The sequence below is a fragment of the Saccharopolyspora spinosa NRRL 18395 genome, assembly GCF_000194155.1.
Classification (GTDB): domain Bacteria; phylum Actinomycetota; class Actinomycetes; order Mycobacteriales; family Pseudonocardiaceae; genus Saccharopolyspora; species Saccharopolyspora spinosa.
In genome coordinates, this window is the sequence record NZ_GL877885.1 from 21,965 (window position 1) to 36,811 (window position 14,847).

The 14,847-nt window shown below is 64.3% G+C and carries 4 protein-coding genes; all 4 read left to right on the top strand.

Annotation, left to right across the window (positions count from 1 at the left end; translation table 11 throughout):
* Window positions 1-27: 27 nt before the first annotated feature.
* The gene (locus SSPN_RS0141265; protein ID WP_148272129.1) at window positions 28-6,003 is read left to right on the top strand and encodes a hypothetical protein; all 5,976 of its coding nucleotides are present in this window, start codon (window positions 28-30) and stop codon (window positions 6,001-6,003) included.
* Complete coding sequence (locus SSPN_RS58130) at window positions 5,958-8,360, top strand: hypothetical protein (RefSeq protein WP_010316526.1); 2,403 nt, start codon at window positions 5,958-5,960, stop codon at window positions 8,358-8,360. The genes SSPN_RS0141265 and SSPN_RS58130 overlap by 46 nt, the downstream gene beginning before the upstream one ends.
* Window positions 8,273-12,325, top strand: coding sequence for a hypothetical protein (locus tag SSPN_RS58135; RefSeq protein WP_192814566.1), 4,053 nt, complete (start codon window positions 8,273-8,275; stop codon window positions 12,323-12,325). Before SSPN_RS58130 ends, SSPN_RS58135 begins: the two co-directional genes overlap by 88 nt.
* A 74-nt stretch (window positions 12,326-12,399) precedes the next feature.
* Window positions 12,400-14,847: hypothetical protein (locus tag SSPN_RS58140; protein WP_192814567.1), on the top strand; the 2,448-nt coding region annotated here is incomplete at its 3' end.

The window sequence follows — 14,847 nt, forward strand, 5'->3', positions numbered from 1 at the left end:
TTGGCTGACGAGCAAGGTCATGGTGTCGTGGACGGTTTGTACGCTGCTGCGGATGAGGTTTTGGGGTCTCTTAAGGAGTCGCAGCCGTTCCGGGATGTGATGGCATACGAGTTGATGACGGCCCCCCGGGATGATCAGCCGTTGCCGGAGTTGCGGTGGAAACTGGTCCGTTATCTGGCTGGTGACCTGGGTGGCGGTGCGGACTCGAGTACTGCCGACGACCTGCTTTCCGCCACGGTGGCTCCGGAGCCTGAAAACAAGACTTCTGAAGCACAGCAGGTGCTATGGCGGCGGGTGGCGGTTGGCAAGGTGCTTAGTGGTTTGAGGGACGATGCTGCTGTCGAACGGTTGCTGCGAGACGAGGCGGTTGAGGACGCTCTTCACTGGGATTGCCCCGCCGCCGAATCGGGTGCTCGGTTCAACAGATCTGCGGAATGGGGTCGCAAAGTTCTTAGTGATGTCAGAGATCGGATGATCTCCGATTTGGACGCTGCGGTGGGGGCTCTGCGGCAGGTTCTGGCGGAGGCGGAGGTAAGCGCTGACCTGTGGAACGAATATGAAGCCAAGATCACGAATTGGTTGAATCTTTATCCGCAGTTGCCGATCAGAAGGATCCGTGATCGGGCAGAGGACGCTGCAGCTGCTGTTCGGTGGCTGCGCCGAAATAACGCGATACGGGAATTGCAGGAGATTTTCGAGACAGCAGGCAGCGGGTTACAGCAGCTGGAAGATCGACACGGTCGAGACCAGGTTGGCCGTGCGTTCGCCGACGTAGAGCTGCACTTCGGGGGAATGCAGGATGATCAATTGCGGAATGCGGTCGCCCATCGGCTGCTGATGAATGACGGTCAGATAGGGGATGCTCAGGAGTTTCTGCAGCGACTGCATCGTCTGAGGATCGAGGCATCGGCCGTGATTGCGGGCGCGGGTTCGGACCAGGCTAGGGACATGCTGGCGGAGTCCGCTGAGGGTGGGGCGGGTGAGGCGGTGGCCGGAGATACCGAGAGCGTTTTCGACGAGGCGGAACGGGCAGAGTTGCTGGAGCGGCTTGATCGCTTGAGGGGAGACGCGGAGTCGCCGGAAGGCGCAATGCCCGCCGCTGGTGCGAGCGATCTGGGTGAATCGTCACGGCGGGACATCGACCAGTACGCGCGGTCCGGTGACGTGGCGGTTGGTGGTGCGTCGGGATCGTTGCCGGATTCTGGCGGATCGGGAGCTGGGAGTTCGGGGGATGGGCCGCGAGATGGAGCGGGCGGACCGGCGCCTGGGGCGGAGACCCCGGCGGCGGGGGAGTCCGATTCGGGCGGAATGGATCCGGCGGGCTTTGGTGCGCTGGCTGAGCCGAACGATCATCCGGAGGATGCCGGGGAAAGTCGCGCGGATGGTGCGACGGGTTCGATGGATGTGGACCGTGCGGAAGAGGCGCGCCAGGTGGTGGAGTATTACGCGGGTATCGCCGGTGGTGAAACTGAGTTGGCCAACGCGATCGGGTTGCATCATCAGGAGCGGGGTTTCGGCCGGTTCAGTGCACGGTGGGTGCGCGATTATGAGCAGCGTTTGGTCAACATTGCCCGGCTGATGTTGGACGTGTTCGGCAGTGCCCCGCGTGAAGGTGCCGGTTCTTTCTTGGACTTGCGTAATACTCGTCGTTTGTTCGACGCGGTTCGACGCCGCAATCCGGGTGTTGGCGAGCGCGTGACGATCGATCATGTGCGGCAGATGGTGCGGGACTTCAACCCGGCTGACGAACGTCCGGTGTCCGATGCAGACGTGCAGACACTGATGACGCTCATCGAATCCGCAAGGGATCGTTGGCATGAGGCCTCCTTCCAGACCTTGCGGCGTGCTTGGCACGCGCAGACGGCACCTGTGGCGGTCCCCGGCAGTGTGGCGCTGCGTGTTCTCGAGTCCATTGCCGACCGGTTGACGGCCGATCGTGCGGGGCTGGAGGCGAACAACCGGGAGGGCTTGCTGGCTCGTGTCGACGTTTTCCTGGCTAACGTCCGGGAGGAGGAGAGGACGCCTTGGCGGCCGACCGACCGTTCTCGTGTGATCTCGTTAAATGATCTCCAGGTCACCGGTGAATGGTTGCTCCAGGAGGTGAGCGCCGATGTGAGCGTGCCTGCCGAAGCCGCGCTGGTGGCGTTGACGGAGGAGCACGGTGGCGGACGTGCTGTGGCCCGAGCGGTTGGCGTGGATGCACGGTATGGGGCACAGGATCGGCAGAGCCTGCGCGAAACTGTGAATCAGGTGTGGGAGCGGTTGGCCATCGTTGTGTGGTTGGCGGTGAACAGAGATGGCGACCGGCCGACTCTGGATCAGTTGCGGCAGGCTGCAGAGCTTGATCGGCTCTGGCCGCGCGTGCAGATGTTGCGGGTGCTGGGTGCGGACAGCCGGCTCGATCCGATGCCTGCTGATCTGGACGAAGCGGGGCGGGCCGAGTATCTGCGTTCGGTGCTTCAGTTGTGGGCGGAGCGTGCGCGCCTGAGGAATCGGTTCGGGGGTGCTGCTGCGCGTGCGGTGACTGAGGACGATGTGCGTCATCTGGCAGACCTGATGATGTCGCAGGCACGTGAGCGGTCGGTGACCTGGGAGACTCTGGCGCGGGCTTGGAATACCGAGCTTCGCGCGGTGGGTGAACGTGGCGAGGGCGCAATGTCTGCGTTGCGGAGTGCTGCGGAGCGGATGACGGAGGATTTGGCGCCGTTGCCGAGTTGGTACCGGCAGGATCTTCGGGAACTGGCCGATCAGATGGCGTGGGTTGCCGGTGCGCAGGTCGTGGCGTGGCGGCCGGCGGATGCGCTGGTGGTGGATCGGCTGGAGCAACTCAACAGTCGTGCGTTGGTGCTGGTCGAGGAAGTTCGGGCGGCGCGTGAGGCGGCTGATGCTGCGCCTTTGGGTCCGTTGATGCTGGCCGATGAGTTGGTCCGGCGGTTCGGCCGCGGCGCGCTTGGTGCGGATGGGCATGGTGAGTTGCGTGCCGCTGAGCGGCGTCGGATCGTTCGTTTTGGAGCGTTGGCGTCGGTTCTTGCCGATGTTCGGAGAGTTGCGGATCTGGACGTGGCGGATGTGCGGCGTGCCCGGCAGGTGGCCCGTGCGTTGACCGAAGCGATTCCCGGCCTGCGTGCGACGGGGGTGGCCGTAGAAGACCTGCGCGGTATTGTTCGTGACTTCCTCGGCTTGCCCGCTGGCACTCCGGTGTCCCATGAGGACGTTCGTAACCTCGCATTCCAGCTCGTGGCCGTTCCATCGGAACCTGCGATGTTGAGGGAGGTGGGTTCGCGGTGGGTGTCGGACCGGATCAATTCTGCGCTGTCCGGGCTGTGGAGTGTGCATGGCCGGATTGCCGCGCGTTTGGCGGACTTGCCGCTGGACTATCGGCCGGATTTGCGTGCGGCGATGGCGGAAGCCGCGCTTTTCCGGGCACCGGCGAACGTGCGCTGGGCTCTGGAGGACGGGCGCCAGGTGCGGCATCTGGAAGAGCTGCGGTCGGGCCTGGAATCCCTGGCGGTTGATGTGCCGTTGGGGGAACCGGACGCACACGGTCCATTGAGTGCGCTTGTTCGGGCCGTTGAATTGCCCGAGCTGCGCAGCGAGGCGCCCCGGGCTGCGGTGGACCGCGCCGATGACAGCGGCTCAGGGGGAAGCTCTGCGCGGGATACGGCACCCGGTCTACATGGTCTTGTCGGTGCTTTCCAGAGCGTGCTGTGGCAGGAGCCTCGCGCGATTCGGGCTGGCTTGTTCGTGCGGTCCGGGCTTTCCGACGATGGTCTTCTTCTTGGTGCTGCGCGGCGGATATCGTCTCGACGCGACCGGTTTGTGGTGGTCGTGCGTGGCGATGGGCTTGGTGGGGTGCTGGTGGATGGGCGGTCGGCAGATGCGCGCACTCTGGCCGACTTGATCCGCCGGTCACCCAACTGGAACCCGGACGCTGGGGCGTCGGTGTGGTTGTTCGCTTGTGCGGTGTCGCCGGCGTTCGTGAAAGAGTTGAAGAAGCTACTTAATTCGCGGGTGTTGCATGGTGTGGACGGGTTGACGTGGATTGGGCCGGGCACTGGTGATTTCGTCGCGATGGTGACCACGGTGGTGGCGGCGGATGGTGTGTTGCGGCCGCTGGAACCGCCGACAGGCCGGTTGCTGGAGCACCTGCCGGGGGTCGATGCACCGGTGGAGCATGGGCCGTACGCGATTCCGCTCGATGGGGAAACACCACGCGGGTTGGGATTACCGCACCCGGTCCACCTGCGCGCACCGGTGGATGAACGCGTCGCCGTGCAGGATGAGCAGGTGTTTGTGGATTTGGTGCCGGGATTCCGGGAGGACGCGGATCGACTCCGCGCGGCGCCGCAGCGTTTTCCTGGTGCTGAGGAGTTGGTGTCGGGGCTTGCTCGGCGGTTCGCGCGGGAGGGTGGGGATGGTTGGGAAGGGCTGGCGCGGGAGGTCGGGCTGGATGTTGGGGCGGATGATTTCCGGGCGGCTTTGAGGTCTCTGGCGGAGTTGGCGTGGGATGTCGATTCCGATGAGGGTGAGTCGGCCGCGGGGGTTTTGCCGTTCAACCCTGTGACGGGTCAGCACGGTGCTCCGGCGCCGGCGGATCTGCCGGACGCCGAGGTTCATCGCTGGATCGAGCGGATGGACGTGGTGGACAACGTTGGTGGCTACCACGCGCTCGTTAATCGGATCGGCGCGGATCTGGTGAACCGCAGGCGGCTGTTCCCAGTCATACGGCTGGCGAAGCGGTTGTATGGCGCGACACCAGGCATGAAAACGTTCGACGACCTGGCGTGGTTGGCAGGTCAGCTTGACCCCGTGTCGTCGAATATTTCATGGCTGTCCCTTACCAACATGGTTGCGGATCTTGACGGCCGAGCCGATGAGTATGCGTCTCGTTTGGAAGTGCGTGAGTTGGTGGGGTTGGCGGGGAGGGCGCGAGAGGTCCTTGGACGGTTGGGTTCTGTTCAATCCGATGCCGATGCTGATGGGGTAGAGCGGGTCAGTCCGGTGCAGGCGTTGGAGGAGATGTGGAAGGCCGACGTACCTTGGCGGCGAATGAGGGCGAGGCTGGCTGCGGCCGCGGAGACCGCGCGTGGCAGAGAAAACGAGCAGCTGGCGGAGTGGGCCCGGGGATTGCTGGTTGAGCTCGAGGACGCTCAGTCTGTGGTGGTCAGGGAGCCGGCGGAGTCGCAGGGGCGCCTGAATGCCGTGAATGCTGTTGTGCTGCCGTCGTTCGTGACGATGATCGCTGAGCCGTTTGGGGGCGGCTGGGGAGAGGTTGCGGCGGAGATAGGGCTCGGGGAAGGGACCGAGCTGCCGGCTGATTACCGGCAGTCCCTGGAAAATTTGGCGGAGTTGTACTGGGAGGTAGATCCGGATCTTCTCGGGCTTGACGAGGCTCTGCTGTGGATGCGACGGGTTCGGGTGTTGATCGATGCTGCTTTCGGGGACACCGGGGAGGGTGCTGCCTTCTACAAGCGGACGATTGATGATCTTCGAATACTGGTGGCTGTTGCGTACGGGCCGGTGTTTAACCCTCGGACCGGACAGCAGGAGCTTTGGTCGCCCGGGGATGTGGAGGTCGGCGATATTCGTCACTGGCTCGGGCTGATGGACGTCGTGCACGACCTCGGCGGTTACCACGAGTTCGTCGGCGCGATCGGCGCAGATTTGGTGGGCGGTAGGCGGCTGTTCCCGGTCATATCGTTGGCACAGGAGTTGTACCTCAAGACGGTGGATATGGATACGTTCCATAATCTGGCGTGGTTGGCCAACCAGTTTGATGCCGAGTCGTCGACCATTTCGTTGTTGTCATCGCTTACCCGCATGGTTGCGGGTTTCGAAGGCCGATCCACCGAGGCGGTCGGCTTTTCGGAAGTGCGTGACCTGGTGTCGTTGGTGGGGAGGGCGCGAGAGGACCTTGGTCGGGTCGACGGCGATCCGAAGAACGCGTTGGAGGCGATGTGGAACGCCGATACAGGCGTTGGGAATGGACGAAGAACCGGCTGACCGAGCTTGAGGACACTGCGCTTGACGACGATGACGAACAGATGGCGGAGTGGGCCATGAGATTGCTGTTCGACTTCGAGGACGCTCGGTCTGTGGTGGTCAGGGGGCCGGTGGAGTCGCAGGCGCGCCTGAACGCCGTTGTCCTGACTCCGTTCGTGACGAGGATTGCGGAGCGGTTTGGGGGTGGCTGGAGAGAGGTTGCGGCGGAGATAGGGCTGGGGGACGGGACCGGTCTGCCGGCCGATTTCGAACAGTCCCTGGAGAATCTGGCGGAGTTGTACTGGGAGACAGATCCCGATCTCTACGAATTTTACAACGCTTTGCCGGGAATGCGGCGGCTCCGTTTGTTGATCGATGTCGGCTTCGACGACGGCAGGGAGGGCGCCGCATTCTACAAGCGAAAGGTTGATGATCTCCGGACCCTGGCGGCCGAGCTGTCCGGCCTAGTGGTCAACCCTCAAGCCGGACAGCAGGAGCTTCGTTCGACCGCGGAGATTCGTCGCTGGCTCGGGCGGATGGATCTGGTGCACGATCTTGGTGGGGTCGGCGCGGTTGTCGGTGAAATCGGCGCGGATTTGGTCAGTGGTAGGCGGCTGTTGCCGGTTATCCGGATGGCCGAGGAGTTGTATGGCAAGCGGGTGGGGGTAGAGAGGCTGCGCGGCCTGGCGTGGTTGGCCAACCAGTTTGATCCCCAGTCGTCGAACATTTCGCAGGCGTCCCTTGCCCGCATGGCGGCGGGGTTCGAAGGCCGAGCCGATGGGCACGCCTCCCCGTCGGACGTGCGTCGCTTGGTGGAGTTGGCGGGGAGTGGGCGAGAGTTTCTTGGTCAGGTCGACGGCGATCCGAAGAGAGCGTTGGAGGCGATTTGGAACGCCGATAAGGCTTGGCGGCGAATGGGGGACAGGCTGCGGGTACTCGAGGCGACCGCTCGCGTCAAACACGACGAGCAGCTAGCTGAGTGGGCCTGGGGGTTGCTGACTGAGCTCGATGACGCTCGGTCTGTGGTGGTCGGGGAGCCGGCGGAGTCGCAGGCGCGCCTGAACGCCGTTGTACTGCCTTCGTTCGTGACAAAGATTGCGGAGCGTTTCGGGGGTGGCTGGAGAGAGGTTGCGGCGGAGATAGGGCTGGGGGACGGGACCGTGATCGATGCCGGCTTCGACGACGGCAGGCAGGGCGCCGACTTCTACGCCCGCACGGTTGATGATCTTCGGAGCCTGGTGGCCGATCTGCCGGACAATCCTCAGACCGGACAGCACGAGCCTCGGTCGCCCGTTGCTGTGGGGGCTGCAGAGATTCGTCGCTGGCTTGAGCGGATGGATCTGGTGCACGATCTTGGTGGTGCCGGCGCGGTTGTCGGTGAGGTCGGCGCGGATCTGTTGGGGGGTAGGCGGCTGTTCCCGGTCATAGAGCTGGCCGAACACTTGTACGGCAAGCGGCCGGGAACTGAAATGCTGCGCGGCCTGGCGTGGTTGGCCAACCAGTTTGATCCCCAGTCGTCGAACATTTCGCAGGCGTCCCTTGCCCGCATGGCGGCGGGTTTCGAAGGCCGAGCCGATGGGCACGCCTCCCCGTCGGACGTGCGTCGCTTGGTGGAGTTGGCGGGGAGTGGGCGAGAGTTTCTTGGTCAGGTCGACGGCGATCCGAAGAGAGCGTTGGAGGCGATTTGGAACGCCGATAAGGCTTGGCGGCGAATGGGGGACAGGCTGCGGGTACTCGAGGCGACCGCTCGCGTCAAACACGACGAGCAGCTAGCTGAGTGGGCCTGGGGGTTGCTGACTGAGCTCGATGACGCTCGGTCTGTGGTGGTCGGGGAGCCGGCGGAGTCGCAGGCGCGCCTGAACGCCGGTGTACTGCCTTCGTTCGTGACAAAGATTGCGGAGCGTTTCGGGGGTGGCTGGAGAGAGGTTGCGGCGGAGATAGGGCTGGGGGACGGGACCGGTTTGCCGGCCGATTTCGAGCAGTCCCTGCTGAATCTGGCGGAGTTGTACTGGGAGGTAGATCCGGATCTGTCCAGATTTGACAAGGCTCCGTTGTGGTTGCGGCGGATCCGGGTGTTGATCGATGCCGGCTTCGACGACGGCAGGCAGGGCGCCGACTTCTACGCCCGCACGGTTGATGATCTTCGGAGCCTGGTGGCCGATCTGCCGGACAATCCTCAGACCGGACAGCACGAGCCTCGGTCGCCCGGGTCGGCCCGGACTTGGTGGGTGGTAGGCGGCTGTTCCCGGTTATACGGCTGGCAGAGCAGTTGCACGACGAGACGGCAGACATGGAAATGTTCCACGGTCTGGCGTGGCTGGCGAACCAGCTTGATCCCGTGTCGTCGAACATTTCGTTGTCGTACCTCACCGACATGATTGCGGACATTGAAGGCCGAGCCGATGGGCACGCCCCTCCTCCGGACGTGCATCGCTTGGTGGAGTTGGTGGCGAGGGCGCGAGGGTTTCTTGGTCAGGTCGACGGCGATCCGAAGCGAGCGTTGGAGGCAATTTGGAACGCCGACAGGCGTTGGGAATGGACGAAGAACCGGCTGACCGAGCTTGAGGACACTGCGCTTGACGACGATGACGAACAGATGGCGGAGTGGGCCATGAGATTGCTGGCCGGGTTCGAGGACGCTCGGTCTGTGGTGGTCAGGGAGCCGGCGGAGTCGCAGGCGCGCCTGAACGCCGTTGTCCTGACTCCGTTCATGACGAGGATTGCGGAGCGGTTTGGGGGTGGCTGGAGCGAGGTTGCGGCGGAGATAGGGCTGGGGGACGGGACCGGTCTGCCGGCTGATTACCGGCAGTCCCTGCTGAATTTGGCGGAGTTGTACTGGGAGACAGATTCGGGTTTCTTCATTATTGACAACGCTCTGCCGGGGATGCGGCGGATCCGGATGTTGATCGAGGTCGGCTTCGAAGACGGCACGCAGGGTGCCGCCCGTTACACCCGGACGATCGATGATCTTCGGAGGCTGGTGGCCGATCTGTCGGTCCCGGTGTTCAACCCTTTCAGCCGACAGGAGGAGTTTCGGTCGCCTGCGGATGTGGGGGCGGCGGAGATTCGTCGCTGGTTCGGGCGGATGGATCTGGTGCACGATCTTGGTGGTGTCGGCGCGGTTGTCGGTGAGATCGGTGCGGATTTGGTGGGTGGTAGGCGGCTGCTCCCGGTGATAGCGCGCGCAGAGCAGCTCTACGGCGAGCGGCGGGGGATGGAGACGCTGCGCGACGTGGCGCGGGAGCTGCGGGTTGCGGAGGCGCGGGAATCGGTGCAGCAGCACAAGGCTCGGCACGCGAAGTTGGCGACGTTTCTGCAGCAGGCCGAGTCTCGGCAGGCGGAATTGACGGCGTTGCCGGCGCGGAATGCCGCTGAGGGGGTGGAGTTGGATTCGTTGCGGGCGAGCATTGGGGCTCTGCGGGCGGAGATCGGGGAGTTGGCGGGGCGCGTCGAGGCCGAGCGGGGGGTGTTGGACGGGTTGGTGAGCGACGTGCGGGAGGAGGGGGGCCAGGACGACACAGACCCGCGTGGGCGGAAGAGAACGTCTGAGGAGCTGACGAGGGACGCGGAATCTGGTGCGGAGGCGTCGTCGTCTGCTCCTCAGCGCGCGCGCTTGCGGGGGGCTGGGTCGCCTGGGGTTTTGGGTGCCGGTGTGGAGGGGCTGGACGTGGCGGGGCCGGTGCCGGGGGTGGAGGTGGTTCGGGCGGGGATTGTGTCCTCGGATGTGGGGGCGGTTGTGCGTGCCGCTGTGCGGGAGTTGCCGTTGCGGGATGGGCGGTTTGTGGTGGCGGTGCGTGGTGATGGTGCGGGTGGCGTGGTGGTGTATGGGGGGTCGGTGGATGCGCGCATGTTGGCTGGGGTGATTCGGCAGTCGTCGAACTGGGATCCGGATGCTGTGCGGTTTGTGGTGGTCGTGCGTGGCGATGGGCTTGGTGGGGTGCTGGTGGATGGGCGGTCGGCAGATGCGCGCACTCTGGCCGACTTGATCCGCCGGTCACCCAACTGGAACCCGGACGCTGGGGCGTCGGTGTGGTTGTTCGCTTGTGCGGTGTCGCCGGCGTTCGTGAAAGAGTTGAAGAAGCTACTTAATTCGCGGGTGTTGCATGGTGTGGACGGGTTGACGTGGATTGGGCCGGGCACTGGTGATTTCGTCGCGATGGTGACCACGGTGGTGGCGGCGGATGGTGTGTTGCGGCCGCGGAAACCGCCGACAGGCCGGTTGCTGGAGCACCTGCCGGGGGTCGATGCACCGGTGGAGCATGGGCCGTACGCGATTCCGCTCGATGGGGAAACACCACGCGGGTTGGGATTACCGCACCCGGTCCACCTGCGCGCACCGGTGGATGAACGCGTCGCCGTGCAGGATGAGCAGGTGTTTGTGGATTTGGTGCCGGGATTCCGGGAGGACGCGGATCGACTCCGCGCGGCGCCGCAGCGTTTTCCTGGTGCTGAGGAGTTGGTGTCGGGGCTTGCTCGGCGGTTCGCGCGGGAGGGTGGGGATGGTTGGGAAGGGCTGGCGCGGGAGGTCGGGCTGGATGTTGGGGCGGACGATTTCCGGGCGGCTTTGAGGTCTCTGGCGGAGTTGGCGTGGGATGTCGATTCCGATGAGGGTGAGTCGGCCGCGGGGGTTTTGCCGCGGATGCAACGGCTGCGGGTGTTGATCGAGGCCGGCTTCGACGACGGCAGGCCGGGTGCTGCTTTCTATGACCGGTCGCTGCACGACTTGCGGGGGCTGGTGGCTGATCTGGCGGATCCGATGTTCAACCCTGTGACGGGTCAGCACGGTGCTCCGCAGCCGGAGGAGGTGTCAGACGGCGAGGTTCGTCGCTGGATCGATCGGATGCGCTTGGCGCTCCATCTTGGTGGTGTCGGCGCGGATCTGGTGGGCGGCAGGCGCGGGTTGCGGGTGATCCGTCTGGCAGAGCAGTTGTATGGCGAGACACCAGACGAGACAACGTTCTACGACCTGGCGTGGTTGGCCGGTCAGCTTGATCTGGAGGCGTCGAATATTTCGTGGGTCACCCTTACCAACATGATGGCGGGTTTCGACGGCCGAGCCGGTAGGTATGCCTCTCGTTCGGAAATGCGTGACTTGGTGGGGTTGGCGGGGAGGGCGCGAGAGATCCTTGGACGGCTGGATTCCGTTCAAGCCCATGCCGATGTCGATGCCGGTGCTGATGGGGGGCAGCGGGTCACTCCGGTGCAGGCGTTGGAGGCGATGTGGAACGCCGATCTGCCGTGGCGGCAAATAAGGGACAGGCTGGTCGCGCTCGAGGTGACCGCGCGTGTCAATCACGACGAACAGATCGCGGAGTGGGCGCGGGGAGTGCTGGCCGGGTTCGAGGACGCTCGGTCTGTGGTGGTCAGGGAGCCAGCGGAGTTGCAGGCGCGCCTGAATGCTGTTGTGCTGCCGTCGTTCGTGACGATGATCGCTGAGCCGTTTGGGGGCGGCTGGAGAGAGGTTGCGGCGGAGATAGGGCTCGGGGAAGGGACCGAGCTGCCGGCTGATTACCGGCAGTCCCTGGAAAATTTGGCGGAGTTGTACTGGGAGGTAGATCCGGATCTTCTCGGGCTTGACGAGGCTCTGCTGTGGATGCGACGGGTTCGGGTGTTGATCGATGCTGCTTTCGGGGACACCGGGGAGGGTGCTGCCTTCTACAAGCGGACGATTGATGATCTTCGAATACTGGTGGCTGTTGCGTACGGGCCGGTGTTTAACCCTCGGACCGGACAGCAGGAGCTTTGGTCGCCCGGGGATGTGGAGGTCGGCGATATTCGTCACTGGCTCGGGCTGATGGACGTCGTGCACGACCTCGGCGGTTACCACGAGTTCGTCGGCGCGATCGGCGCAGATTTGGTGGGCGGTAGGCGGCTGTTCCCGGTCATATCGTTGGCACAGGAGTTGTACCTCAAGACGGTGGATATGGATACGTTCCATAATCTGGCGTGGTTGGCCAACCAGTTTGATGCCGAGTCGTCGACCATTTCGTTGTTGTCATCGCTTACCCGCATGGTTGCGGGTTTCGAAGGCCGATCCGCTGGGGAGGGCGGGCTTTCTGAAGTGCGTGACCTGGTGTCGTTGGTGGGGAGGGCGCGAGAGGACCTTGGTCGGGTCGACGGCGATCCGAAGAACGCGTTGGAGGCGATGTGGAACGCCGATAAGGCTTGGCGGCGAATGGCGGACAGGCTGGCCGAGCTCGTGGAGACCGCGCGTGACAAACCGACGGTGGAGTGGGCTCGGGGGTTGCTGGCCGGGTTCGAGGACGCTCGGTCTGTGGTGGTCAGGGAGCCGGTGGAGTCGCGGGCGCGCCTGAACGCCGTTGTCCTGGCCCTCCGTTCGTGACGAGGATTGCGGAGCGGTTTGGGGGTGGCTGGAGAGAGGTTGCGGCGGAGATAGGGCTGGGGGACGGGACTGGTTTGCCGGCCGATTTCGAGCAGTCCCTGCTGAATCTGGCGGAGTTGTACTGGGAGGTAGATCCGGATCTGTCCAGATTTGACAAGGCTCCGTTGTGGTTGCGGCGGATCCGGGTGTTGATCGATGCCGGCTTCGACGACGGCAGGGAGGGTGCCGACTTCTACGCCCGGCCGATTGACGATCTTTGGAGCCTGCTGGCCGAACTGTCGGTCCCGGTGTTCAACCCTTTCACCGGACACGACGAGGCTCATCCATCCTTGGGGCGCAGAGAGTTTCGTCGCTGGCTCAGGCGGATGGATCTGCTGCACGATCTTGGTGGTGTCGGCAAGGTGGTCGGTGAGGTCGGCCCGGACTTGGTGGGTGGTAGGCGGCTGTTCCCGGTTATACGGCTGGCAGAGCAGTTGCACGACGAGACGGCAGACATGGAAATGTTCCACGGTCTGGCGTGGCTGGCGAACCAGCTTGATCCCGTGTCGTCGAACATTTCGTTGTCGTACCTCACCGACATGATTGCGGACATTGAAGGCCGAGCCGATGGGCACGCCCCTCCTCCGGACGTGCATCGCTTGGTGGAGTTGGTGGCGAGGGCGCGAGGGTTTCTTGGTCAGGTCGACGGCGATCCGAAGCGAGCGTTGGAGGCAATTTGGAACGCCGACAGGCGTTGGGAATGGACGAAGAACCGGCTGACCGAGCTTGAGGACACTGCGCTTGACGACGATGACGAACAGATGGCGGAGTGGGCCATGAGATTGCTGTTCGACTTCGAGGACGCTCGGTCTGTGGTGGTCAGGGGGCCGGTGGAGTCGCAGGCGCGCCTGAACGCCGTTGTCCTGACTCCGTTCGTGACGAGGATTGCGGAGCGGTTTGGGGGTGGCTGGAGAGAGGTTGCGGCGGAGATAGGGCTGGGGGACGGGACCGGTCTGCCGGCCGATTTCGAACAGTCCCTGGAGAATCTGGCGGAGTTGTACTGGGAGACAGATCCCGATCTCTACGAATTTTACAACGCTTTGCCGGGAATGCGGCGGCTCCGTTTGTTGATCGATGTCGGCTTCGACGACGGCAGGGAGGGCGCCGCATTCTACAAGCGAAAGGTTGATGATCTCCGGACCCTGGCGGCCGAGCTGTCCGGCCTAGTGGTCAACCCTCAAGCCGGACAGCAGGAGCTTCGTTCGACCGCGGAGATTCGTCGCTGGCTCGGGCGGATGGATCTGGTGCACGATCTTGGTGGGGTCGGCGCGGTTGTCGGTGAAATCGGCGCGGATTTGGTCAGTGGTAGGCGGCTGTTGCCGGTTATCCGGATGGCCGAGGAGTTGTATGGCAAGCGGGTGGGGGTAGAGAGGCTGCGCGGCCTGGCGTGGTTGGCCAACCAGTTTGATCCCCAGTCGTCGAACATTTCGCAGGCGTCCCTTGACCGCATGGCAGTGGGTTTCGAAGGCCGAGCCGATGGGCACGCCTCCCCTTCGGACGTGCATCGCTTGGTGGAGTTGGCGGGGAGGGCGCGAGGGTTTCTTGGTCAGGTCGACGGCGATCCGAAGGGGGCGCTGGAGGCGATTTGGAAGGCCGACAGGCGTTGGGAACGGACGGCGGACCGGCTGACCGTGATCGAGGAGACAGCGCGTGGCAAACACGACGAGCAGCTAGCGGAGTGGGCTCGGGGGTTGCTGGCCGGGTTCGAGGACGCTCGGTCTGTGGTGGTCAGGGAGCCGGTGGAGTCGCAGGCGCGCCTGAACGCCGTTGTCCTGGCTCCGTTCGTGACGAGGATTGCGGAGCGGTTTGGGGGTGGCTGGAGAGAGGTTGCGGCGGAGATAGGGCTGGGGGCCGGGACCGGCCTGCCCGCTGATTACCGGCAGGCGGTGCTGAATCTGGCGGAGTTGTACTGGGAGGTAGATCCGGATCTGTCCAGATTTGACAAGGCTCCGTTGTGGTTGCGGCGGATCCGGGTGTTGATCGATGCCGGCTTCGACGACGGCAGGCAGGGCGCCGACTTCTACGCCCGCACGGTTGATGATCTTCGGAGCCTGGTGGCCGATCTGCCGGACAATCCTCAGACCGGACAGCACGAGCCTCGGTCGCCCGTTGCTGTGGGGGCTGCAGAGATTCGTCGCTGGCTTGAGCGGATGGATCTGGTGCACGATCTTGGTGGTGCCGGCGCGGTTGTCGGTGAGGTCGGCGCGGATCTGTTGGGGGGTAGGCGGCTGTTCCCGGTCATAGAGCTGGCCGAACACTTGTACGGCAAGCGGCCGGGAACTGAAATGCTGCGCGGCCTGGCGTGGTTGGCCAACCAGTTTGATCCCCAGTCGTCGAACATTTCGCAGGCGTCCCTTGCCCGCATGGCGGCGGGTTTCGAAGGCCGAGCCGATGGGCACGCCTCCCCGTCGGACGTGCGTCGCTTGGTGGAGTTGGCGGGGAGTGGGCGAGAGTTTCTTGGTCAGGTCGACGGCGATCCGAAG